General features: G+C 72.6%; 24 protein-coding genes. 9 read left to right on the top strand and 15 right to left on the bottom strand.

The window, feature by feature from the left end; translation table 11 throughout:
* Window positions 1–5: 5 nt before the first annotated feature.
* The gene (pdsR, locus tag KF823_00445) at window positions 6–695 is read right to left on the bottom strand and encodes a proteobacterial dedicated sortase system response regulator (protein MBX3724371.1); all 690 of its coding nucleotides are present in this window, start codon (window positions 693–695) and stop codon (window positions 6–8) included.
* Window positions 696–838: 143 nt separating this feature from the next.
* Between pdsR and KF823_00440 the strand changes: the two genes are divergently transcribed.
* From KF823_00440 to KF823_00430, 3 genes are read left to right on the top strand one after another with little or no spacing between them, the layout of a single operon-like run.
* The gene (locus KF823_00440) at window positions 839–2878 is read left to right on the top strand and encodes a marine proteobacterial sortase target protein (protein MBX3724370.1); all 2040 of its coding nucleotides are present in this window, start codon (window positions 839–841) and stop codon (window positions 2876–2878) included.
* A gap of 3 nt (window positions 2879–2881) precedes the next feature.
* Window positions 2882–3079 carry a hypothetical protein gene (locus KF823_00435; GenBank protein MBX3724369.1) on the top strand — a complete coding sequence of 66 codons (198 nt, stop codon included), beginning with the start codon at window positions 2882–2884 and terminating at the stop codon, window positions 3077–3079.
* On the top strand, window positions 3067–3783 hold the full coding sequence (locus tag KF823_00430) for a class GN sortase (GenBank protein ID MBX3724368.1): 717 nt from the start codon (window positions 3067–3069) through the stop codon (window positions 3781–3783). Before KF823_00435 ends, KF823_00430 begins: the two co-directional genes overlap by 13 nt.
* Window positions 3784–3824: 41 nt before the next feature.
* On the opposite strand, the gene KF823_00425 is transcribed toward KF823_00430, so the two are convergent.
* The gene (locus KF823_00425; protein ID MBX3724367.1) at window positions 3825–4880 is read right to left on the bottom strand and encodes an exo-alpha-sialidase; all 1056 of its coding nucleotides are present in this window, start codon (window positions 4878–4880) and stop codon (window positions 3825–3827) included.
* Between the two features lie 111 nt (window positions 4881–4991).
* Between KF823_00425 and KF823_00420 the strand changes: the two genes are divergently transcribed.
* Window positions 4992–5360 (top strand): hypothetical protein, encoded by a 369-nt coding sequence (locus KF823_00420; GenBank protein MBX3724366.1) that lies wholly within the window; start codon window positions 4992–4994, stop codon window positions 5358–5360.
* Window positions 5361–5538: 178 nt separating this feature from the next.
* Here the strand turns inward: KF823_00420 and rpe are convergent, their stop codons facing one another.
* The 4 genes from rpe to KF823_00400 form a co-directional block, all read right to left on the bottom strand.
* The gene (gene rpe, locus KF823_00415) at window positions 5539–6258 is read right to left on the bottom strand and encodes a ribulose-phosphate 3-epimerase (protein ID MBX3724365.1); all 720 of its coding nucleotides are present in this window, start codon (window positions 6256–6258) and stop codon (window positions 5539–5541) included.
* An 88-nt stretch (window positions 6259–6346) separates the two neighbouring features.
* Window positions 6347–6847, bottom strand: a complete 501-nt coding sequence (locus KF823_00410) for a hypothetical protein (GenBank protein MBX3724364.1) — start codon at window positions 6845–6847, stop codon at window positions 6347–6349.
* 79 nt (window positions 6848–6926) lie between these two features.
* On the bottom strand, window positions 6927–7676 hold the full coding sequence (locus KF823_00405; GenBank protein MBX3724363.1) for a TerB family tellurite resistance protein: 750 nt from the start codon (window positions 7674–7676) through the stop codon (window positions 6927–6929).
* On the bottom strand, window positions 7673–7963 hold the full coding sequence (locus KF823_00400; GenBank protein ID MBX3724362.1) for a cytochrome C: 291 nt from the start codon (window positions 7961–7963) through the stop codon (window positions 7673–7675). The genes KF823_00405 and KF823_00400 overlap by 4 nt, the downstream gene beginning before the upstream one ends.
* A 311-nt stretch (window positions 7964–8274) precedes the next feature.
* On the opposite strand from KF823_00400, the gene KF823_00395 reads away from it, so the two are divergent.
* A complete protein-coding gene (locus KF823_00395) occupies window positions 8275–9159 on the top strand; it encodes a phosphoribosylaminoimidazolesuccinocarboxamide synthase (protein MBX3724361.1) in 885 nt (294 codons plus the stop codon).
* A gap of 134 nt (window positions 9160–9293) precedes the next feature.
* Here the strand turns inward: KF823_00395 and KF823_00390 are convergent, their stop codons facing one another.
* The gene (locus tag KF823_00390) at window positions 9294–9989 is read right to left on the bottom strand and encodes a class I SAM-dependent methyltransferase (GenBank protein ID MBX3724360.1); all 696 of its coding nucleotides are present in this window, start codon (window positions 9987–9989) and stop codon (window positions 9294–9296) included.
* A gap of 96 nt (window positions 9990–10085) precedes the next feature.
* Between KF823_00390 and KF823_00385 the strand changes: the two genes are divergently transcribed.
* The gene (locus KF823_00385) at window positions 10086–10967 is read left to right on the top strand and encodes a LysR family transcriptional regulator (GenBank protein MBX3724359.1); all 882 of its coding nucleotides are present in this window, start codon (window positions 10086–10088) and stop codon (window positions 10965–10967) included.
* Between the two features lie 240 nt (window positions 10968–11207).
* On the opposite strand, the gene KF823_00380 is transcribed toward KF823_00385, so the two are convergent.
* From KF823_00380 to KF823_00345, 8 genes are all read right to left on the bottom strand, one after another.
* On the bottom strand, window positions 11208–11714 hold the full coding sequence (locus KF823_00380; protein ID MBX3724358.1) for a hypothetical protein: 507 nt from the start codon (window positions 11712–11714) through the stop codon (window positions 11208–11210).
* A 190-nt stretch (window positions 11715–11904) separates the two neighbouring features.
* Window positions 11905–12870 (bottom strand): DMT family transporter, encoded by a 966-nt coding sequence (locus tag KF823_00375; GenBank protein MBX3724357.1) that lies wholly within the window; start codon window positions 12868–12870, stop codon window positions 11905–11907.
* Between the two features lie 180 nt (window positions 12871–13050).
* Window positions 13051–14184: a hypothetical protein gene (locus KF823_00370; protein ID MBX3724356.1), complete on the bottom strand. Its 1134-nt coding sequence runs from the start codon at window positions 14182–14184 to the stop codon at window positions 13051–13053.
* Window positions 14185–14349: 165 nt separating this feature from the next.
* Window positions 14350–14832: a DUF962 domain-containing protein gene (locus KF823_00365; protein ID MBX3724355.1), complete on the bottom strand. Its 483-nt coding sequence runs from the start codon at window positions 14830–14832 to the stop codon at window positions 14350–14352.
* Window positions 14833–15383: 551 nt separating this feature from the next.
* Window positions 15384–16271 carry a ParB/RepB/Spo0J family partition protein gene (locus tag KF823_00360; GenBank protein MBX3724354.1) on the bottom strand — a complete coding sequence of 296 codons (888 nt, stop codon included), beginning with the start codon at window positions 16269–16271 and terminating at the stop codon, window positions 15384–15386.
* 18 nt (window positions 16272–16289) lie between these two features.
* Window positions 16290–17090: a ParA family protein gene (locus tag KF823_00355; GenBank protein MBX3724353.1), complete on the bottom strand. Its 801-nt coding sequence runs from the start codon at window positions 17088–17090 to the stop codon at window positions 16290–16292.
* A 14-nt stretch (window positions 17091–17104) separates the two neighbouring features.
* The gene (gene rsmG / locus KF823_00350) at window positions 17105–17761 is read right to left on the bottom strand and encodes a 16S rRNA (guanine(527)-N(7))-methyltransferase RsmG (protein MBX3724352.1); all 657 of its coding nucleotides are present in this window, start codon (window positions 17759–17761) and stop codon (window positions 17105–17107) included.
* A gap of 213 nt (window positions 17762–17974) precedes the next feature.
* Window positions 17975–18457 (bottom strand): hypothetical protein, encoded by a 483-nt coding sequence (locus KF823_00345; protein ID MBX3724351.1) that lies wholly within the window; start codon window positions 18455–18457, stop codon window positions 17975–17977.
* A gap of 586 nt (window positions 18458–19043) precedes the next feature.
* Between KF823_00345 and hemB the strand changes: the two genes are divergently transcribed.
* The 3 genes from hemB (at window position 19044) to KF823_00330 (ending at window position 21263) form a co-directional block, all read left to right on the top strand.
* On the top strand, window positions 19044–20045 hold the full coding sequence (gene hemB, locus KF823_00340; protein ID MBX3724350.1) for a porphobilinogen synthase: 1002 nt from the start codon (window positions 19044–19046) through the stop codon (window positions 20043–20045).
* Window positions 20042–20923, top strand: coding sequence for a shikimate dehydrogenase (gene aroE, locus KF823_00335; GenBank protein MBX3724349.1), 882 nt, complete (start codon window positions 20042–20044; stop codon window positions 20921–20923). Before hemB ends, aroE begins: the two co-directional genes overlap by 4 nt.
* Window positions 20924–20993: 70 nt before the next feature.
* On the top strand, window positions 20994–21263 hold the full coding sequence (locus KF823_00330) for a YkgJ family cysteine cluster protein (GenBank protein ID MBX3724348.1): 270 nt from the start codon (window positions 20994–20996) through the stop codon (window positions 21261–21263).
* Window positions 21264–21503 lie beyond the last annotated feature (240 nt).

Here is a 21503-nt window from a genome sequence, read left to right as displayed (position 1 = left end):
GGCGCTCACGGCCGCCACCGGTAGCCGGCGCCGTGCATGGTCTCGATCTCGGCGAACGCCGGGTCGGCGGCCTCGAACTTGCGGCGGATGCGCTTGACGTGCGAGGTGACGGTGGCCTCGTCGACCTCGACCTGGGCCTCGCGCATCAACTGTTCGCGGCTGCGCACATGGCCGGGATGGCGGACCAGGGCGTGCACCATCCAGAACTCGGTGACGGTCAGGGCGATCTCGGCGTCGTGCCAGGCGACCCGCATGCGCTCGACCTCGAGGGTCAGGCCGCGCAGACGCAGCACGGTCTCCCGCGCGGCCGGGCCGCGCTGCGCGTCCAGGCGCCGGAACAGGGCCTGGATGCGCGCGGTGAGCTGGGCCAGGCTGACCGACTTGCCCAGGTAGTCGTCGGCGCCCAGGCGCAGGCCGGAGATCACGTCCAGGTCGGTGTCGCGGGCGCTGAGGAACAGGATCGGCAGGGTCGGCGCGCGCACGCGCAGTTCCCGGCACAGCTCGAAGCCGCCCTCGGCCTCGGCGCCCAGGCCGACGTCGATCACCACCAGGTCGGGCAGGCGCAGGGTGAACGCCGCCAGCGCACCGGCGCGGTCGGCGAAGGTCGCCACCTGGTAGCCGTAGCGGCGCAGCGCCTCGGCATAGTTGGCGGCGATCGCGGGTTCGTCTTCGACGATGGCGATGGTACGGCTCATGGCGCAAGCATAGCCGCGGCATCCGTGGCCCCGGCTGCGCTGCCCGGAAATCGCCACATCCGGCCAGCGTGCCGCCCGTCGCCGCCCCGGCGCCGTCCGGCCACGGCGCTGCAATGACCCTGCCCCAACCCGAGGAGCAGGCCATGAGCAGCATCCGTATCCCCGATCCCGCCACGCCCGCGCCGCGTCGCGTACGCAGCCGGCGACCCGCCCGCGTCGCCCTGCGCCTGTGCGCCTGGCTGGCCCTGGCCGCCAGCCTGGCCGGCAAGGCCGGCGCCGACGACAACGCAGGCCTGCAGGTCCGCGACTTCACCGGCGAATGGCGCGACCTGGTCGCCCTGGAAAGCAGCGTCGACCTGCGCGTGCGCGGCATGGTCAACCGCGGCACGGTGCGCCAGCGCTACGTCAACGACACCGGCGAGTGGCTGGAAGGCCGCTACCTGCTGCCGCTGCCAGGCGACGCCGCGGTCGACACCCTGCGCATCCGCGTCGGCGACCGCCTGATCGAGGGCGAAGTCCAGGAGAAGGCGCAGGCGCGCGCGATCTACGATGCCGCCGCCGCCAGCGGCCAGGTCGCGGCCCTGGTCGAACAGCGCCGCGACAACCTGTTCAGCACGGCGGTGGCGAACATCGGTCCGGGCGAGCTGGTCGAGGTCGAGATCGCCTGGTGGCAGTCGGCGCGCTTCGATGACGGCGCCTTCTCGCTGGTGCTGCCGCTGACCTTCGTGCCGCGCTACCAGACCGTGGTGGCCGATCCGTTCGCGGCCATGGATGCCCCGGCGGTGGTTGCCGCCCCGACGCCCGTCGCGGTCGACCTGGAAACGGCCTGGGAGCCGACCGTCGCCCTGGCGGTCGATCTCGATCCCGGCCTGCCGCTGGCCAGCCTGACCAGCCCCACCCACGACATCGAGGTCGAGCCGCTGGCGACCGGCTACCGGGTGCGCCTGGCCGGCTGGGTGGAGCGCGCCGACCGCGCCTTCGAGCTGCGCTGGACGCCACGGCCCAGCGCCAGCCCCACCCAGGTCGTCTTCTCCGAGTCGCTGGACGACGGCCACTACGCGATGGTGATGATCGTGCCGCCGACGCTGCCTGTCGCGCCGGTGCCGCGCGAGCTGCTGATGGTGGTCGACAACTCCGGCTCGATGAGCGGCACCTCGATGCAGCAGGCGTCCGCCGCGGTCGACCGTGCGCTGTCGCGGCTGCGTCCCGACGACCGCTTCAACGTGATCCGTTTCGACCATACCTTCGAATCGGTGTTTCCCGAGTCGGTGCAGGCCTCGGAAGGCAATGTCGCGGTCGCCCGTCGCTTCGTGCAGGCGCTGCGCGCCAATGGCGGCACCGAACTGCTGGCGCCGCTGGCCCATGCGCTGTCGTCACCGCCGGTGCCCGGCCACCTGCGCCAGGTCGTGCTGATCACCGATGCCGGCATCGGCAACGAGCAAATGGTGCTGGACCACATCGAACGCCACCTGGGCCAGGCGCGGCTGTTCGCGGTCGGCATCGGCAGCGCCCCGAACGAACACTTCCTGCGCCGTGCCGCGGAACTGGGCCGCGGCAGCCAGGTGGTGGTGCGCGCCCTGCACCAGGTGGATGCCCAGACCGACCTGCTGCTGGCACGCCTGGACCAGCCCGCCCTGCGCGACCTGGCGCTGGCCTGGCCGACGGCGGCCGAGGTGTTCCCGCAGCGCCTGCCCGACCTGTACGTCGGCGAACCGCTGCAGGTGCTGGCGAAGCTGCCGGCGCTGGGCGGCGAACTGCGCGTGCAGGGCAATGGCCGCGCGCATGCCTGGCGCACCCAGGTCGCGCTGGGCGGCGCCCGGCCGGCCGAGGGCGTCGGCCGGCTGTGGGCGCGCGCCAAGGTCGCGGCCCTGGAAGATCAGCTGCGTCGCGGCGGCGACGAGGACGATGTGCGCTCCACCGCCCTGCCGCTGGCCCTGCGACATGGCCTGGCCAGCCGCTGGACCAGCCTGGTGGCGGTCGAGCGGGTGCCGGTCCGGCCGGCCGACGCCGACCTGGCCTCGGTGGCCTTCGCCAATGCCACGCCGGCCGGCACCCTGGCCCTGGCGCAGGGCGCCACCGACGCCCGCCAGCGCCTGGTAATCGCCCTGCTCCTGCTGTTCGCAGCGGCCCTGGTGCTGGGCCGCCGCCGGCGGCCGGCCGGCGACGCCGCAGGGGAGGCCTGAGCCATGGCGCCTTCGCGAACGGTTCCCGCACGCGGCGCATTCCCCGCGCCGCGGCCGCGCCGGGTCGGCTTCGAGCCGGCCGCCGGTGGCCGGCAACTGCGCTACCGGCCGCGGCCCTCGCCGCGACCGGCGGCGCTGTGGCCGGCCAGCTTTCCGCGCCGCCGTCAGCGCAATGTCGAGTACGACTGGTGGCCGCTGTGAGCGCGATCGCGGTGTCGGTCGGCGATCGCATCCCCGTGACCCGGGGTCCGGGCCCGGTTCCCGGCAGCCCTGCCGATGCATCGCCGGCTGGCCGTGAGCCTCATCCAGAGTCTTCGCGAACCGGTGCGGCCTGCCGGATCCGTCTGCTGCTGGCCGCGCTGCTGGGAATTGCGGCGCTCGCGACCGCCGCCGACGCCGGCTGGATCCACGGCAAGGCGGCGCTCGCGCAGTGGCTGCTCGAACGCGCCTGGCAGCGCGGCCTGGTGCAGGGCGAGGCGCCGCCGCCCTGGCCCTGGGCCGACACCCGGCCAGTCGCCCGCCTGCTGCGCCCCGACGGCGGCGCGCAGATCGTTCTGGCCGGCGACAGCGGCCGGGTGCTGGCCTTTGGCCCGGGCTGGGCACCGGCCAGCGCCGCGCCCGGCCAGCCCGGCACCACGGTGGTCAGCGGCCATCGCGACACCCACTTCGCCTGGCTGCGGCAACTCCAGCCGGGCGACCGCATCGGGCTCGACGACGGCACGATCCGCCGCGACTACCTCGTGCATGCATCCCGGGTGGTCGACAGCCGCCGCACCGGGATCGGCCTCGACCACGAAACCGGCGACCGCCTGCTGCTGGTCACCTGCTGGCCCTTCGATGCGGTCAGCGCCGGCGGCCCGTTGCGCTACGTGGTCGAGGCGGTGCCGGCGCCGGGCCCCGCGTGAGGGAGCCGGCCGCACCCGACGCGATGTGAGGAAGCGCCGCGCTATTCGAAGCCGTCGTGGAAGATCACCGGCGCAAGCAGGACCGCCGGTTCGCGGACGATGTCGAAGTTGCCCGAGGGCGGGCTCTGCGCGGCGCCCCAGTAGATCTCCGCGGTGCCCGGATCGGGGCCGCGCAGGGCGTGCGGCTGGACGTTGAACAGGCCCGGCCGGTCGCTGACCTGGATCGCCGGTTCCCAGGCGATGCCGTCGCGCGAGCGGATCGAGAAGACCTGGAAGGCATTGCCGACCACCTGCGCCCAGAGCAGGGCGAAGCTGCCGTCGGACAGCACCATCGGGAAGCCGTCGTGGTTGTTGCCGGCGGGCAGCAGGGGCCGCGCCGTCGCCGACCAGTCCAGCGGATCGCTGCTGGTCTTGATCCAGCCGCTGACCGGGTTGCTGCCGGTCTGGTACACCAGCAACCAGGTGCCGTCGTCCGGACGGAACGCGATGCGGGGCAATGCGGCGTTGCCCGGGCTGACCTGCGTTCGCAGCGTGTCCCAGGTGGCGCCGCCGTCGGTCGACTGCGCGATATAGGCGGCGCCGGAAAGCCGCTGGTAGGTCATCACCAGGGTGCCGTCGGGGTGGCGCATCACGTGCGGGTTGACCTCGCCGCCCGTGGCCCAGCCCAGGTCGACCGCGCCCTGGGCGGTGAAGACGGTGCCGTCGGTGGAGGTGGCGCGATGGATGCGGAAGCTGCTGCTGGCGCCGGTGCCGGCCAGGTGGAACAGCGCCCAGGCCTGCGCTCCGGTCTGCACCAGGGCCGGATGACGCTCGTTGGCGGCGGTGCCGATCGCCAGGGCCGGCGTCGTCCAGGTGGCGCCGCCGTCGCTGCTGCGGGTCACGTAGAGGTCGCCGGACAGGGCGCCGTCGAGCCGCTCGAACACCACGATGCGCGATTCCGGCGCATCCCAGGGAATGGCGACGTCGGCCTGGTAATCGTTGCCGGGACCGCCGGAGACGGTCTGCTGGGCATGGACCGGTGCGGCGGCCAGCGCGGCGGCAAGGAGCGGGCCGGCGGCGCGCCGGGACGGACGGGATCGACGGGCAGGACTGTTCATGGCGGTCGAGGATAGCCGGCAAGCGCACCCGCGTGGACGGACTCACCCCTTGCCCGCATCGCTGCGGTCGTGACAGCCTTCCGCACCGTCAAGCCCGAGCCGGACTCCTTCATGAAACGCATGGCCGCCCTGGTCCTGATGCTGGTTTCGCTGTCGACTGCCGTCATCAGCGACGACTCGCCAACCACGCAGGCGCTCGGCCAGTTCGCCTGGAGCCTGGCCGATGCCCTGCCGTCGGTCGCCTGCCGAGGCCAGGATGCCGACCTCGATGCCGCCGCGACCGCGCTGCTCGCGGACCCGCGCATGGACGTGGTGCGCGCCTGGCTGGAACACGTCCGCCTGCCCCTGCCGCCGCAGGCGCCCCCAAGCGACTGGCCGGTGGCGCGCTGCATGGCCGCCGTGCAGGAGACGCGCGACCTGCTGGATGCCAACGTGGCGCATCTGGAGCGCATGGCGGCGCAGTTGTCGACCGGCGACTGACGGGGCGCACGGACGTCGCCCGCAATGTTCGAATGAAGGTCTGATCAATTCAGCCCTTCCCCCGGCCCTTGGGTCGGTCGACGTGCATCAGGCACGCCAGCCCGGACAGGTGCCTGAGCGGGCGGGTCTGATCAAGGCCAGAACGGCCTGGGTCAGACCCTCCCCCAGGCCAGGCCGGTCAGCCGTGTGGCACGGTGCCTGGAAACAGCGCCGATTCCGGCGGCACCGCCGCCGTGGCGATCGCCTCGCGCATCGCGGCGATGGTGGCGGCGTAGTCGCCGCTGCCGAAGATGGCGCTGCCGGCCACGAAGGTGTCGGCGCCGGCCGCGGCGATCGCGCCGATGTTGTCGGCCTTGACGCCGCCGTCGACCTCCAGGCGGATGGCGCGCCCGGATTCGTCGATGCGCCGGCGCACCGCGCGGATCTTGTCCAGGGTCGAGGCGATGAACGACTGGCCGCCGAAGCCCGGGTTGACCGACATCAGCAGCACCAGGTCGAGCTTGTCCATCACGTGGTCCAGCCAGTGCAGCGGCGTCGCCGGGTTGAACACCAGGCCGGCCTGGCAGCCGCTCTCGCGGATCAGACCCAGGGTGCGGTCGACGTGCTCGCTGGCCTCGGGATGGAACGACACCAGGCTGGCGCCGGCGCGCGCGAAGTCCGGCACGATGCGGTCGACCGGCCGCACCATCAGGTGCACGTCGATAGGCGCTGTGATGCCGTAGTCGCGCAGCGCCTGGCAGACCATCGGGCCGATCGTCAGGTTCGGAACGTAGTGGTTGTCCATCACGTCGAAGTGCACCCAGTCGGCGCCGGCGGCGAGCACGGCGGCGGTGTCCTCGCCCAGACGGGCGAAGTCGGCGGACAGGATCGACGGGGCGATGATCGGCGGCTGGCTCATGGCAGGGCGGTTCGGATCGGCAGCGGCCATGGTGCCGCAGCGCGGCGCCGGCTGCACCCCGGCGCGGCGCCCCGCGCGGCCGGATCGCCTACGGCGGGTGCGGATCGGCCGTGCCGGACCGGGGGCAGGGCACGGCGTGCATGGGGAACCGGATGCGCCGCATCTGCCCGTCACCGCCCCCTTCGATCCAGCCGAGCAGGCGGTTCCCCGGCTCGCGGCGGTAGCCGATCCGCTGCGGGAAGTCGTGGGCCGGATTGCCGAATACGACCTCCCGTGGCGACAAGGACTCGAGCGCGAAGCGTGCCGCGGGCTGTCCGGACGGCAACGCCTCGAGCACCAGGCCGTGCTCCGCGTCCTGGCGGATGAGCAGGAATTCGTGGCTGCTGCGGCCATCCGCGCGCAGCGTGCGCGCCATGCCGGGCATCAGGCCGCCTGCCGGCACCATCCAGTGCTCGCCACTGCCGGGCGGGGCATCGTCGGCCTGCCAGCAGCCGGCCATGAAGTCGGGCCAGGCCGCGTCGCCGGCGGCTGTCGGGTCGCAGGCCACCCCGCCAAGGACGGTCAGCAAACAACGGGCGAGCGTACGCATGGCCAGGCTCCAGCGGGACGTCTGCGGCACGCTAGCAGGACGGGTCGGGCGCGTCGCCGTGGCGACGTCCGGGTGCCGCTCAGCGCATGCCGCGGGCGCTGCGGATGCGTTCGTAGGCGGCCAGGATCTCCTGGGTGCGCGCCTGCGCCAGGCGGACGGTCTCCGGGGCCTCGCCACGCGCGGTCATGCGGTCGGGGTGGTGGCGGCTGACCAGGCTGCGGTAGGCGCGCCGCACCTCGGCATCGCTGGCGCGATGGTCCAGGCCCAGCACCGCGTAGGGGTCGTCGGCAGCGGCATCGGCGGGCGTCTGGCCGGCACGGCCGCCGGCCCGGCGCCGGTGCAGCATCAACTCCAGCGTGGTCTCGCGCACGCCCAGCATCCAGGCGCACTTGCCGAGCAGACGGCGCTCTTCCGGTGCCAGCACGCCGTCGGCCAGCGCCATGTCGATGAAGACCTCGATGAACAGCGGCGCATGCGCGCGCGCGCGGCGCAGGTCGACCCAGGCCCGGTCCAGCACGGCCTCGTCCTGTTTGCCAGCATTGAAGGCCGCCACCGCATCGGCACGGCCCTGGGCATCCAGGGCCAGGCGCTCCATCAGGCGCTCGCACACCGCGATCTCGCTGGCATCGACGCGGCCGTCGACCTTGGCGATGCGGCCGAGCACCATGAACAGCGCCGGCACCGGCGATGCGCTGCCGGCGCCGAGCAGGCGCGGCAGCACGACGGCGGCCAGCAGCCAGCCCAGCCCGGCCCCGAGGGCGGCGGCCAACGGATGGCGGCCCAGCAGCAGGCCGAGCACGGCGCCCAAGGCGACCGCGAGGCGGGTCACGAGGGTGGCGGGCCGGGCTGCCTGGCGTACCAGTTCGCCAGTGCCTCGCGCTCCTCGACGCGGATCGGCCCCAGCATGGCGCGCATCGGCGGATAGTCCCTGCGGCCGTCCAGGTAGGCGGCCATGGCGTCGAGCAGCTCGGCCGCGTCGCGACCGGCGAGGTCGGGCACGTTGGCGATGGTCGACCGGCCGTCGCGGCCGTGGCAGGCGGCGCATTGGCCGAGCCGGGCAGGCGCGGCCGGTTCCGCCGCAGGTTGCGACTCCGCCGTGCGATGTGGCGAAGGCATCGCCCCCGGGAGGCTTGCGGGTGCATCGGCCTGGCCGCCGCACCCGGCCAGTGCGGCGGCGATCGGGAGCAGCAGGCGCAGGGTGCGGGACATGCGGCGATTGTAGTGGCGCGGGCTGGCCCGGATGCTTCCATGGCACGGCGCCGTGCGGCGCCCTGCACCGTTCGACTTCGACACCGGCATGCAGGTATCGGCCGGTCGGACCGCATCCCCGACGGCGGGCCGTTTCGATCGCGCCAGCGGCGGGCCACCCGGACCGGCCTGGTCGGGAGCGCTACACTGCGCGCCTTCCCGTCGTCACCGCTTCCGCCATGGCTTCCGTGCTGTACCGGTCCGACCTGCCCGGCCTCGACCTCGTCCACCGCGGCAAGGTCCGCGATGTCTACGCGCTGGACGCCGGCCGCCTGCTGATCGTCGCCAGCGACCGCCTGAGCGCCTTCGACGTGGTGCTGCCCGATCCGATCCCGGGCAAGGGCGAGCTGCTCACCCAGCTTTCCAACTTCTGGTTCGCGCGCACCGCCCACCTGGTGCCGAACCACCTGACCGGCGACGACGTCGCCGCGGTGCTGCCGGCCGGCGTGGATGCCGGCCAGTACCTGCGCCGCAGCGTGATCGGCCGGCGCCTGCGCATCCTGCCGGTGGAGGCGATCGCGCGCGGCTACCTGATCGGCTCGGGCTGGAAGGACTACCAGGCGACCGGCGAGGTCTGCGGCATCCGCCTGCCGCCCGGCCTGCGCCAGGCCGACCCGTTGCCGGAACCGATCTTCACGCCATCGACCAAGGCGCCGCAGGGCGAACACGACGCCAACATCGGCTTCGATGCCATGGTCGAACTGGTCGGCGGCGAGCTGGCCGAACGCGTGCGCCAGGCGACCCTGGCGGTGTACGGCTTCGCCGCCGCCTACGCGCGCGAGCGCGGCCTGATCATCGCCGACACCAAGCTGGAGTTCGGCCTGGACGCCGATGGCAGGCTGTACGTGGCCGACGAGATGCTGACGCCGGATTCCTCGCGGTTCTGGCCGGCCGACGCCTGGTCGCCGGGCCGCAGCCCGCCGAGCTTCGACAAGCAGTTCGTGCGCGACTACCTGGAGACGCTGGACTGGGACAAGACCGCGCCGGGACCGCGTCTGCCGGCGGCGGTGATCGCCGGCACCGTGGCCCGCTATCGCGAGGCCCTGGAACGCCTGACCGCCTGAGCCCCGCGGTCCGCCCGGCGGCCGCCCCGGCCGAGCGACCCGGATCGACTGCAGGTCATCCGATCGCCCGGGCCACCGGCTTGCCGGCCGGTCGGCGACCGCGGACCGTCAGGCGGCGTCGCGATCGCCGCCGTTCATGGCTTTCTGGCGACCACGAACAGCCGGGTGTCCTTCCTGCCACTGCCGTGGCGCTCGGCCGCATCGATGCGCAGACCGTGGCGCGTCATCGCCGCCTGCAGCGCCGCCCCGTCGAAGCACAGCACGGACGGGGCCTTGCCGAGCATCCGCATCAGCGGCAGCGCAAGGCGGGGGATCACTGGATTCATCTCGCCGATACAGGGCGTCTTGGAGATCAGCAAGCCGCCCGGCTTGAGTGCCGCCACAGCCAGCTCGAGCGTCCGGTCCAGATCGTCAACGAGATGCAGCATGTTGAAGGCCAGCACCGCATCCCAGGCCTCGTGGCCCAGCGTGCCGGCATCCGCCTCGGCCACCGCGAACTCCAGTTGCGGCAGCGGTGAACGGGCATGCTTCTCGCGGGCGATGGCGATCATCTCGCCGGATACGTCGGTGGCGAGCAGGCGCCGGGTGCCCTGTGCCAGGCGCAAGGCCGTGCTGCCGGTGCCACAGCCGATCTCCAGGACAAGCTGCTGCGGCGACAGCAGGTTCTGTACGCGCTCCAGCGTTCTCTCGTAGCCGACCGGGTCGGCGATCGGATCGGCGGCGTACTTGCGGGCGATGCGATCCCAGAAGCGGGCCTTGCGCCGCCGGGCAGTGGCCTCCAGGTCCGGATGCTGCGCGCCAGCGCCGGGGCTCGGGTCGGTTGTGGTCATGATTCGGGTCCAGGAGCAGGTGGGGATCGTATCGATGCGGTTGCATTCAATGAACGCCCTAGAATGCAGGCATGTCATTCAGGAGCGCATGAATCGGTGGACTGGAACCTACTGCGCGCCTTCCTGGAGACCGCCGAGTCCGGGTCGTTGACGGCGGCTGCCGCGCGCCTTGCCCTGTCGCAACCCACCCTGAGCCGCAGGGTCGCCATGCTGGAGCGGCAGCTCGGCGTCGCCCTGTTCGAGCGGGTGGGCCGGACCCTGGTGCTCACCGACAGCGGTGGCGATCTGCTGGAGCACGCCCGCGCCATGGGCGCCGCCGCCGATGCGCTCGGACTCAGCGCCGCAGGGCGCTGCCAGGCCGTGAGTGGTGTGGTCACGGTTTCCGCCAGCGATGCCGTGGCGAACTGGCTGCTGCCACCCCTGCTGGAGCGTCTTCGCGATCGCGAACCGGACATCGCCGTCGAGCTGGTGTCCTCCGACCAGCTCAGCGATCTCCAGCGGCGCGAGGCCGACATCGCCATCCGCCACGTCCGGCCCGAGCAACCTGCGCTGGTCGCCCGCCTGCTGCGCGAGACGACCGCCAGCTTCTACGCCAGCGAGGGCTGGCTTCGACGATGCGGCCATCCCCGCACCGTCGCGGCAGCCGCCGGCCTGCCCTTCGTCGGCTACGACCGGTCAGGGCGCTTCCTGGCCCACCTGCAGCAGCACGGCCTGCCGTTGACGCAGGCGAGCTTCAGCTGTTTCTGCCCGCATTCGGCCGGGTATCTCGCCCTGGTCCGCCAGGGACTCGGCATCGGCGCCGTGATGGACGACGTTGCCCGTCGCCTGCCCGACCTGGTGCGCGTACTCGACGAGGTGCCGCCGGTGCGGCTTCCGATCTGGCTGGTCGCGCACCGGGAACTGCGCTCGGCGCGCCGCATCCGCGTGGTCTACGAGACCCTGGCGCGGGGGCTGGCGCGGGCAGGGGCGCTGCGCTGACCTCGTTCCCGCCGCCTGCCTCGCCGCGGCGATCGCCGGGCAGCCCTTCCAGTCACGCCGAAGGGCTGCCAGCGACCGTCAGCGTCCGGGCCGCGGGCCGGACTGGGTGGCAGGCCGGCCCGAGGCCCCTGTCTCCGCCATCCCGGGCTGGCCGTGGGCAGGCGGTCGAGGGGCGGTGCGCTGACTGCGGCCGCAGCGGCCGAGGGGGCTCGCTCCCTCGACCGCCGGCGGCCGGCGCCGTCACTCGTCCCCGCGCTGCCGGCCGTGGCGCTTGCCGTGGCCGCGATGGCCCTCGCCGCGGCGGGCCTGCCAGGCCTCACGGCGCTCGGCGCGCAGGGTCTCCATTTGCGCCTTCTGCTCGGCGCTCAGGATGGCGTCGACCTGGGCCTTGCCCTGGGCGTGCAGGGCGCGCGACTCCTCGCGGTGCCGCTCGCGCAGCGCCATGCGCTCGGCGTGCTGGGCGCGCATCACCGCCTCCAGCTCGAGCTTCTGCGCCTGGGTGAGGTTGAGTTCGGTGGCCATGCGGTCCAGGTGCCGGGCCATGTGCTGCTCGGCGCGCTCGGCGCGATCCGGGCGGGCGCCACGGTCCTCGGCCGCCGGCTGCGCATGGGCGAAGGCGGACAGGCCCAGGGCCAGGGCGGTGGTGGTGGCGAGCATCAGCTTGTTCATCGACGTCTCCTTGGACGGGCCGGGCAGCACCATGCGTCCCGTGCTGGCCACCTTGACCGCCAAGCTGGCAGCGAACATGGAGGAATCGTGGCGTGGCGGGCGCGATTGGGCCGCCGTTCACGCCGGCGGGCATGAACCCTGCGCGCGGTCCTGGACGACCGCGCTGCGTCGATGCGGTGGCGCCTGCCGCTCCCCGGGCAGCGCGGCGTTTGCACAGGGCGCCGTCACCCGGGTTGTTCGGCAGCGACCGCAGCCGATGGCAGCGGGTTCACGTGCGGCCGGGTTCGCGTGATGGGGTCGAAGAGGGCGCGGCAGGCGGATCGAACGGCAGCGGGGCCAGCCCTGCGGCGGGTGCGGTAGGTTGTGGCGGAGGCCGCCGTCCGGCCAGGGCGCGCAGGGCGATCGCCAGCACGCCGGCAAGCACCAGCGCACCGCCGGTCAGCAACCGCGGGCCGGGGCGGTCGCCCCAGAACAGCACGCCCAGCAGCACCGCCAGCACTGGCGCCAGCAGCAGATAGGGCGTGATCGCCGAGACGCCATGTCTGCGCACCAGCCAGAAGTAGAGGCCGTGGCCCAGCACCGAGGCCGCCAGCGCCGAGTAGGCGGCACCGGCCCAGGCCAGCAGCGGTGCGGCGGCGAGCAGGGGCAGCGGCGCACCTTCCAGCAGCCATGACAACACCAGCAGGGGCGGCAACCCGACCGCGGCTGCCCAGGCCTGCAGGGAGAAGGCGCCCACACCCTCCAGTCCGCGCATCAGCACCGAACCCAGCGCCAGCGCCAGGGCCGCCAGAAGGGCCAGGCCCAGCGCCCCGGGCTGCGTCGCCACCTGGGGATCCAGGCCCAGCACCAGGACGCCGGCGAAAGCCACCGCCACCGCCAGCCCGGAACGCCAGCCGATCCGTTCGCCGAGCAGCCAGACCGACAGCAGCACGCTCATCGGCACGTAGCTCTGCATGGCGATGGCCACGGTGCTGAGGTCCCCGGCGGCGCGCAGCGCCCAGAAGTTCAGGGCGAAATGCAGCCCGCCATTGAGCAGTGCAACGGCCAGCAGGCGCGGCCAGTGTCCGGCTGCCGGGGGCCTCAGGAAGGGCGCCAGCACCGCCAGCACGATGGCCAGGCGCAGCGCCGTGTAGAGCAGCGGTGGCAGGGACAGCAGGGCAGTCGCCGATGCCAGGAAATTGCCGGCCCAGGCCAGGCACACCAGCAGGACCAGCAGCAGATGGGACGGCGGCATGGCGTCAGGGCGGGCTGGGGATACGTCCGGGGCGCCCGGACGGGTACCGGCCGCCGGTGCCGGCCGCAGCCGGCACGTCGAACCTGTGCGCCGGGCGGTGGCGTGCCGGCGCCGGGTTGGCGATGCTTGTGCGGGGTCCTGGCGGCCCGGGTCGGCGACCCGGGCGCGCCAGGGAGCCGGTCAGTTGCCGCCGCGCGGGGCGGTGACCACCGACAGGGTGTAGCCGCCCTCACCGCCGCCATAGGAGGTGGCGACCAGACGGCCATCGCCGTCGGAATCCAGGGTGATCGTCAGCAGGGCGCTGTTGCCGCCGCCGCTATCGTCGTCACGCGCCTCCTCGCTGAAACGGTCGCCGTCGAAGGTGCCCCACTTCAGCAGCGGATCGAGGTCCTGGGACTCCATCCGCACGACCACGCGCTGGCCCGGGTTGCCCTTGATCCGGTAGACGTCGAAGCGGATCTCGTCGGCATCGAAGGGATCGGAATCGTCGAGTCGGCCGCGCACCGACTCGCCCACGTTCAGGTCGGAAACCGTGATCGGCTGCGGTCGCGGCGGATCGCCGACCAGCAGGGTGTAGGCACCGCGCGCGCTGGTGCTGGGCGTGGTCACCTTGATGGTGGCGTTGCCGCTGGAGCCCACGCGCGTCGACAGGCGCGCATTGAGACCGGAGCCGCCATCGTCGTCGGAGGCTTCGGAGATGAAGCTGTCGCCCTGCATGCGGCCGAACTCGACCAGCGGGTCGAAATCCGTGGAGTCGAGGCGGATCACCACCGCCTGGTCGGCACGGCCCTCGAAGCTGTAGAGGGCATAGGGACGGTCGTTGTCGTCGGTTGCGGTGTTGTCGTCGAAGTTGCCGGTGGCGGCCTGGTTCATGCGCACCGGGCGCACCGTGGGCCGGGCCTGCGGCGGCAGCTCGGTGACCTGGACGGTGAACGCGCCGGTGGCGTCGGAACCGACCGAATTGGCGCGGATCTGCACCTGGCCACTGGCCGGCAGGGTGTAGGTCAGCCGGCTGTTGAGCCCTTCGCCGCCGTCGTCGTCGGTGCGGCAATCGCCCGGGCAGCCAGGCGCGGCGACGGTGCCAACGGCCAGATAGGCGTCGAAATCGCTGGACTGCATATCGACCCGGATGCGATCGCCGGCGCGGCCGCGGAACGTGTAGAGGACATAGGGCGTGCCGTCGTCGGCGCGCGGGCTGTCGGCCGACAACGTGCCGTTCACCGTCTGACCGGCACGGAGCGCGGTCTGCGCGGAAGCGGCGCCGGCTGCAAGTGCAGCGAGCAGGGCAAGGGCAAGTGCTTTGCGGGTGGGCATGGCCTGACTCTCGGTAAGAAGCTGCTTGGCCACCGGCGGCGCCGGTGGAACCGGGCGGTCGCGGAAGACCGCCGTGACGGCAAGTTTCACACGACCGTGATGGTGGGCGCCATCATCCAGGGCGCTGCCATCGGGGAAGTAAACGCCGAAACGGCCGGTGCGGGGTCAGTACGGCACGCGCAGGCGGCGCATCGCCTTGCCCATCAGCCAGGCCGGACCGACCAGGAGGTAGAAAAGGTCGGTGAAGAAGGACGGCTTGCGGCCCTCGATGCGATGGCCGATGAACTGGCCGATCCAGGCCACCACGAACACCGCGACCGCCAGCCAGGCTAGGTCCCGGGGACCCAGGATGCGGAACAGCAGTTCGGTGCCGAAGGCCATCAGGACGAACACCAGGGCCATCGCCAGGCCGAGCCGCCGCGACTGCCGGTAGTACCAGACGAAGGCCAGGAACATGGCCAGCGCCGACCACAGGCCCGGCCGGCCCAGCAGGGCCGGGACCGGCACGGTCCAGAGCAGGGCGATCACGCTCCAGAGGATGGCCGGCACGCAGATCCAGTGGATCAGCTGGTTGGTGGCGTTGCGGTGGTCCGCCCCGTAATGGGCGAAATAGCGGTCGATGCTGCGCGGTTCGGCGTTGGGGTCCATGGCCGTGAGCATACGACGGAACGGTGGGCGGTCACGCCGCGGCGCAGCGAGGCCCGGTCGGGTCGACCGGACGGCCCTGGGGCCGCCACTGCGCCCTCATGGACTATCCGGGCTGGTAGCGAACTGATCGACGCGGTGGGCGACTGGGGCAGACACGCGTGCCGTCGGGAGTCTTGTCTGCGCCCGTGCGCCGAAACCAGTTCGGCATGGGACTCAGGGCAGCGCCGGGGACCGGGGACCAGATGCGGATCGAAGATGCGAACAGGGAGTATGGACCGGGGGCGTCGCGGCCAGTGAGCGGAGTGCGCTCCGCGTCTTTCACCCTCTGGGAGACCTGATTGGCCTCGTGTCTCCGCCCGCTGCCAGGCGGCTTTTCGCCAGAGCGACGACACCGCACTTCTCCCCTCCCGGCCTGCAGGAGGGGCGGGGGAGAGGGCTGACTCTTGCCATGATCTGCATCGCCGCCGGTCCAGAAGCGCGCACGGGCTGGGGCGGCCCTCTTCTCCGCCCCCGCAACGGACGCAGCAGTCGGACTTTCGCGACGCAGGCGCTCAGTCGCGGCGCAGGCGTTCCAGCACGCCCTCGAGCTCGTCGAGGCTGTGGTAGCGGATCACCAGCTGGCCCTTGCCGGCGCGGCCGTGACGGATGCTGACCGGCGCGCACAGCAGTTCGGCCAGCTCCTGCTCCAGACGGGTGATGTCCGGATCCGGGCTGGCCGGTGCGGGCCGGTTGCCGGAGCCGCCCGCAGGTGGCGCCTGGCGCGCCGCCTGCTCGAGCTGCCGGACACTCCATTCCTCCTCGGCGGCCTGCTCGGCCAGCCTCACCGCCTGGGCCTCGGGCAAGGTCAGCAGCGCCCGGGCATGGCCCATGTCCAGGCGGCCTGCCTCGACCAGGGTCCTGATCGCCGAGGGCAGCTCGAGCAGGCGCAGCAGGTTGCTGACCGACGCGCGCGAGCGGCCGACCGCCTCGGCGACTTCCTGGTGGGTCAGCTCGAATTCGTCGATCAGCCGGCGCAGCGCATTGGCCTCTTCCAGCGGGTTCAGGTCCTCGCGCTGGATGTTCTCGATCAGGGCCATCGCCACCGTGGCGCGGTCGTCGACGTCGCGGACCAGGCACGGCACCTTGTCGAGGCCGGCCTGGCGCGCGGCCCGCCAGCGGCGCTCGCCGGCGATGATCTCGAAGCCGCCATCGAGCGGACGGGCGATGATCGGCTGGATCAGGCCCTGGGCGCGGATCGACTGCGCGAGTTCCTCAAGCGCCTCGGGCGCGATCACCTGGCGGGGCTGGTAGCGACCCGGACGCAGGGCATCGATGGCCAGTTCGCGCAGCTCGCCCTCGTCGGCGGCGGACACCGGCTCGCTGGCGCCCGGACGCACGGCGTTGCTGCCCAGCAGGGCGTCCAGCCCGCGGCCGAGGCCGCGCTTCTTGGCGGCGGCCATCAGCCGTTCCTCCGGAAATCAGCCATGGGCGCCTCGCTGCCCGGCACCGGCCTGGGCGGCGCGTTCGCGCTTGAGCATCTCGCCGGCCAGGCCCAGATAGGCAATTGCGCCGCGCGAATCGCGGTCGTACAGGGTGATCGGCTGGCCGTGGCTGGGCGCCTCGGCCAGACGCACGTTGCGGGGAATGATGGTGCGGAACAGGCGGTCGCCGAAATGATCGGCGAGCTGCGCGGAGACGTCCTGGCCGAGGTTGTTGCGGCCGTCGTACATGGTCCGCAGCAGGCCCTCGATGGTCAGCCGCGGATTGGTGTGGGCGCGGATCGCCTCGATCGTCTTCATCAGCTTGGACAGGCCGTCCAGCGCGAAGAACTCGCACTGCATGGGGATCAGCACGCTGTCCGCCGCGGTCAGCGCGTTGATGGTCAGCAGGCTGAGCGAAGGCGGGCAGTCGATGAGGATGTAGTCGTAGTCGCCGGCGACCGCCTTCAGGGCGTTGCCCAGGCGATGCTCGCGGGCCAGGCCGTCCATCAGCTTGACCTCGGCGGCGGTCAGGTCGCCGTTGCCGGGCAGCACGTCGATGCCGCCGCTGCCCGGCACGATCGCGGCGCGCGCCGGGCACTCCTCCAGCAACACCGCGCAACCGTTCGGCGCCTCGGCGTCCTTGTCGATGCCGGCGGCCATGGTCGCGTGGCCCTGGGGATCCATGTCGACCACCAGCACGCGCCGACCCATCTCGGCCAGGGCGGCGGCGAGATTGACGCAGGTGGTGGTCTTGGCGACCCCGCCCTTTTGATTGGCGATGGCGATGATGCGGCTCATGGGCCTGTCGAGGCTCAGCCCGGGGCGGGGCCGGCCATGATGATGGCATGGCGCTGCCCTGCCAAGCCCGGCACGGCCAGGGCCTGGACGGCCTCGACACGGATATCGGCAGGCAGCGCCGCGATTTCGGCGTCGGGACGCTGGCCCTTCAGGGCCAGCCAACGGCCCTCCGGGGCAACCAGGTGGCGGCTGCTCGCGATGAAACGGTCGAGCGGCGCATAGGCGCGCGACAGCACCGTGTCGAAGCGCCGGTCCGGCGCCGGCGCGAACGCCTCGACGCGGTCCTGCACCGGATGGCAGCGCCCCTGCAGTCCAAGCTGGCGGACCGCCTCGCGCTGGAAACGCGCCATCTTGCCGTTGCTGTCGACCAGGGTGACGTCCAGGTCGGGGCGGGCGATCGCCAACGGGATGCCGGGCAGTCCTGGACCTGCGCCCAGATCGGCGATGCGCCTGCCATGCAGCCAGGGCAGCACGGCGAGGCTGTCCAGCAGGTGCCGAATCAGCATCTCGCGAGGCTCCCTCACCGCGGTCAGGTTGATGCGGCGGTTCCAGTGCGCCAGCAGGGCCAGGTAGTCCAGCAGCTGCCGGCGCGCTGGCGCGGGCAGGTCGAGACCGAGCGCGGCCAGGCCCTGGTCGAGCTCCGCCGACAGGTCGGGGAAGGCGTGCGTCATTGCGGTCATGTTAGCCGGGACCGCACCCTTGGCCGGCCGGCACGCAGAACGGCAGGGCGACACGAACCAGGACGCGGGCAACGGCGCCGGACCAGGCTGCCGACGCAGGCCGGCGGGTCCGCGCATCGGGCGGTTTGGCGGGCTTCGTGCACGGCCCGCAGGATGCGGGCGGAGCGTATCCAACCGGGCCCGTAGCGGCCCGGTCGGGCGGCCTCACGCCGCCTGGATCTGGGTCCGCGCGACCAGGATGCCGCGGCCCCGGAGACGCTCGTTCATCGACTGCTTGAGCGCGATGTTGAAGGAGTCGGCGGGATCGTCACGGTGGGCGCAGACGAACTCCGGCAGCAGGTCGTCCAGGGTGCGGGCAACGGTCTGCTCCAGGTGCTCGAGCTCGGGCGCAGCCTTGCGGGCGTCAAGAATCTGGTAATAGACGCGACCGTCGACCTGCAGGCCGTCGCCGGCCTGTGGCACGCGGTGCTCACGCAGCACCAGGCTGTGGCCGACGCTGTCGATGCGGCGCTCGATGCGGTCCAACCCGGGAATCACCAGGTGCAGACCGGGCAGCAGGACCTTGCGGCTGCCCCCGGAACGACGCAGCACCGCGACCTGGCCATCCTGGACCCGGACCAGGGCCAGCCAGGGCAGCACCACGACCAGGAGGGTCGTGAGCAGGGCCAGGGCGAGGGCGGTGGTCATGGCGGGCCTTATGCGGTGCAACAAGCGAGACAGGTCAGCAGTTTAGCGTGGCCAGCTGAACTTTCTGTGACTTGTTTTACAGAATCTTAAGAAAATCCCGTGGCACGGGTTGACACCGTCTCGCCCGGCGGCATCCCTTCCGGCCGCGCCAGCAGGCGGTTGAAAAACAGCCTGCTGGCGGCGGCCATGGATGGCCGCTCGGCGAAGCAAGTGCGTAAGCAGTTGATTCGACGGGAGCCCGTCCGGACCTGCGCCGGAGGGGCGACTTGAAAAACGGCCAGGAAGGTCGTTTTTCAACAGGCTGCTCCGCGGCGCCCTGGCCTGCACTGCGGGTCCCGTCGTGTCACGGAACGCGGCGGGCCGGAGCACGCGGGCAGTCCCGGCAGGCAGGCTTAAGAGCAACCCGCCGGCTGCGGCCATGGCCGGGCGTCGGTCAAGCCGTCTGCGCAAGCCGTTGATTCTCAGAGGGCGACTGGGGCAAGGACGGTACCGGCGGGCTGGAACCCATCCAGGGCGGCCGCTTCTCAGCGGAGTATCCGCAGCGCCACCTGCGCCGACCGCCACCCGGCGGAGCGATAATCCGGCCATGGAGTATCCCCTGACCCGACTGCGGCGGACGCGTCGCCACGAATTCTCGCGCCGCCTGGTGCGGCAGACCCGCCTGTCGGTGGACGACCTGATCCTGCCGGTATTCGTGCACGAGCCACGCGGCACCGCACCGGTGCCGTCGATGCCCGGTGTCGAGCGCCTCGACGCCGAAGCCCTGCTGCGCACCGCCGAGCAGGCCAGCGTCCTGGGCATCCCGGCACTGGCCCTGTTTCCGGTCACGGCACCGGAGGCCAAGAGCCTGGACGCCGCCGCCGCCTGGCAGGACGACGGCCTGGTGCAGCGCTCGGTGCGCGCGCTGAAGGCACGCTTCCCGCAGCTCGGCGTGATCACCGACGTCGCCCTGGATCCCTACACCAGCCACGGCCAGGACGGCCTGGTCGACGACAACGGCCATGTCCTCAACGACGACACCGTGCAGGCCCTGGTCCGCCAGGCGCTCTCCCACGCCGCCGCGGGTGCCGACGTGGTCGCGCCCAGCGACATGATGGACGGGCGGATCGGCGCGCTGCGCCGGGCCCTCGAGGCCCAGGGGCACGTCGACACCGCCATCCTGGCCTATTCGGCCAAGTACGCCTCGGCGTTCTACGGCCCGTTCCGCGACGCGGTCGGCTCCGCGACCGCGCTCGGCAAGGGCGACAAGCGCAGCTACCAGATGGACCCTGGCAACAGCGACGAGGCGTTGCACGAGGTCGCGCTCGACCTGGCCGAGGGCGCCGATCTGGTGATGGTCAAGCCCGGCCTGCCCTATCTGGACATCGTGCAGCGGGTGAAGGCGCGTTTCCAGGTGCCGACCGTGGTCTACCAGGTCAGCGGCGAGTACGCGATGCTCAAGGCCGCGGCCGGCAACGGCTGGCTGGACGAGCGCGCCTGCGCGCTGGAGGCGCTGGTATCGATCCGGCGCGCCGGCGCCGATGCGGTGATGAGCTACTTCGCGATCGACGCGGCGCGCTGGTTGCGCGAGGAGGGCGGCTCGCCATGAGCAGCGAACGGATACCGCCGGTCCTCGCCGACGATGGCGGCGCGCCACCGCCACCCCGGCGCTACGCCCTGTTCGGGGAGCCGATCGAGCGCTCGCTGTCGCCGCGCATCCACGCGGCGTTCGCGGCGCAGCGCCGCATCGCCCTGCGCTACGAACTGCTGCCGGCCAGCACAGGAACCTTCGCCGAGCGCCTGGCGGCGTTCGCCGCCGAAGGCGGTGCCGGCGCCAACGTCACCGCGCCGCTCAAGGCGCTGGCGGCGGCGCTGTGCGAGCGGCTGGAGCCCGCCGCGCAGCGCTCGGGCGTGGCCAACACCCTGACCCTGATACCGGGCGGCGGCTGGGCCGGCGACAACACCGACGGCGCCGGCTTCATCGCCGATGTCTGCCTGCGCCTGCGCCACGACGTGCGCGGCCGGCGCGTGCTGCTGCTGGGTGCCGGCGGTGCCATCGCCGGCATCGTCCCCGCCCTGCTCGATGCCGGCGCCGGCGACCTGGTGATCGCCAATCGCCATCCCGAACGCGCCGAGGCCCTGGCGCTGCGCATCGGCGAGCCGGCGCGGGTGCACAGCGCCTACTGGCAGGACCTGGACGAAGCCGGCGAGTTCGACCTGGTGGTCAACGGCACCTCGGCCGGCCACCGCGGCGAGGACATCGCGCTGCCGATGGGCCTGCTGGCGCCCAGGGCGATGGCCTACGACCTCAACTACGGGACAGCGGCCGTGGGTTTCCTGGCCTGGGCGCGCGCCGCCGGCGCCACCGACGTGCACGACGGACTGGGCATGCTGGTCGACCAGGCGGCGGTCGCGTTCGCGCACTGGCACGGCGTCGAGCCGGACGCGGACGCCGTGTTGGCGTCGCTGCGCGTCGATCTGCCATGACCGCGTTGCCGGCCCGCTGCCGGGTTCGCGGCTGCGCCTCGACCTGCGTGTCGCGCCGGCCCGGCTGACCGTGGACTGCCGGCCCCACTGCGCCGCCTGCTGCATCGCCCCGTCGATCAGCTCGCCGATCCCCGGCATGCCGGACGGCAAGCCGGCAGGCGTCGCCTGCGTGCAGCTCACCGTCGACCTGCGTTGCGCCCTGTTCGACCGCCCGGAGCGGCCTGCGGTCTGCAGAAGCCTGCGCCCGGAGCCGGCGATGTGCGGCGCGGATCGCGACCACGCCCTGGCCTGGCTGGGTCGGCTGGAACAGGCCACCGCTGCTGCACCCCGGGCCTTGTGAGCAGACAGGGTCGCCCATCCGTTTGCGGTCCACCTCGGGCCGGCCGGTCCGGACATCGAGCGAAGGACCCCCCGGGCAGTGTGTTGAGAACAGCGCGTCGGCGTAGAACTCCAGAGCGCCCGCCCGGCGCGTGCCGCCATGGGCTTCCGGCGACCTGCCGGGGCCGCAGCGCGCAGGCGGCCTTTCGACAGCCGGCCAGCCTGGATATCTCAGAAACTGCCACTGCGGCCGCCGATCTTC

It is taken from the genome of Lysobacterales bacterium (genome assembly GCA_019634735.1).
GTDB lineage: Bacteria > Pseudomonadota > Gammaproteobacteria > Xanthomonadales > UBA2363 > Pseudofulvimonas.
The sequence above is the reverse complement of the archived record's forward strand: the minus strand, read 5'-3'. Positions and strand labels throughout refer to the sequence as shown.

Coding starts and splice junctions, on each gene's coding strand:
- KF823_00425 (MBX3724367.1), bottom strand. CDS start 4,880: ATGAACAGTCCTGCCCGTCGATCCCGTCCGTCCCGGCGCGCCGCCGGC.
- rsmG (MBX3724352.1), bottom strand. CDS start 17,761: ATGACGCACGCCTTCCCCGACCTGTCGGCGGAGCTCGACCAGGGCCTG.
- KF823_00360 (MBX3724354.1), bottom strand. CDS start 16,271: ATGGCCGCCGCCAAGAAGCGCGGCCTCGGCCGCGGGCTGGACGCCCTG.
- KF823_00400 (MBX3724362.1), bottom strand. CDS start 7,963: ATGCCTTCGCCACATCGCACGGCGGAGTCGCAACCTGCGGCGGAACCG.
- KF823_00410 (MBX3724364.1), bottom strand. CDS start 6,847: ATGCGTACGCTCGCCCGTTGTTTGCTGACCGTCCTTGGCGGGGTGGCC.
- KF823_00440 (MBX3724370.1), top strand. CDS start 839: ATGAGCAGCATCCGTATCCCCGATCCCGCCACGCCCGCGCCGCGTCGC.
- aroE (MBX3724349.1), top strand. CDS start 20,042: ATGAGCAGCGAACGGATACCGCCGGTCCTCGCCGACGATGGCGGCGCG.
- KF823_00380 (MBX3724358.1), bottom strand. CDS start 11,714: ATGTTCGCTGCCAGCTTGGCGGTCAAGGTGGCCAGCACGGGACGCATG.
- KF823_00370 (MBX3724356.1), bottom strand. CDS start 14,184: ATGCCCACCCGCAAAGCACTTGCCCTTGCCCTGCTCGCTGCACTTGCA.
- KF823_00355 (MBX3724353.1), bottom strand. CDS start 17,090: ATGAGCCGCATCATCGCCATCGCCAATCAAAAGGGCGGGGTCGCCAAG.
- KF823_00365 (MBX3724355.1), bottom strand. CDS start 14,832: ATGGACCCCAACGCCGAACCGCGCAGCATCGACCGCTATTTCGCCCAT.
- KF823_00435 (MBX3724369.1), top strand. CDS start 2,882: ATGGCGCCTTCGCGAACGGTTCCCGCACGCGGCGCATTCCCCGCGCCG.
- KF823_00395 (MBX3724361.1), top strand. CDS start 8,275: ATGGCTTCCGTGCTGTACCGGTCCGACCTGCCCGGCCTCGACCTCGTC.
- hemB (MBX3724350.1), top strand. CDS start 19,044: ATGGAGTATCCCCTGACCCGACTGCGGCGGACGCGTCGCCACGAATTC.
- KF823_00375 (MBX3724357.1), bottom strand. CDS start 12,870: ATGCCGCCGTCCCATCTGCTGCTGGTCCTGCTGGTGTGCCTGGCCTGG.
- rpe (MBX3724365.1), bottom strand. CDS start 6,258: ATGAGCCAGCCGCCGATCATCGCCCCGTCGATCCTGTCCGCCGACTTC.
- KF823_00390 (MBX3724360.1), bottom strand. CDS start 9,989: ATGACCACAACCGACCCGAGCCCCGGCGCTGGCGCGCAGCATCCGGAC.
- pdsR (MBX3724371.1), bottom strand. CDS start 695: ATGAGCCGTACCATCGCCATCGTCGAAGACGAACCCGCGATCGCCGCC.
- KF823_00420 (MBX3724366.1), top strand. CDS start 4,992: ATGAAACGCATGGCCGCCCTGGTCCTGATGCTGGTTTCGCTGTCGACT.
- KF823_00345 (MBX3724351.1), bottom strand. CDS start 18,457: ATGACCACCGCCCTCGCCCTGGCCCTGCTCACGACCCTCCTGGTCGTG.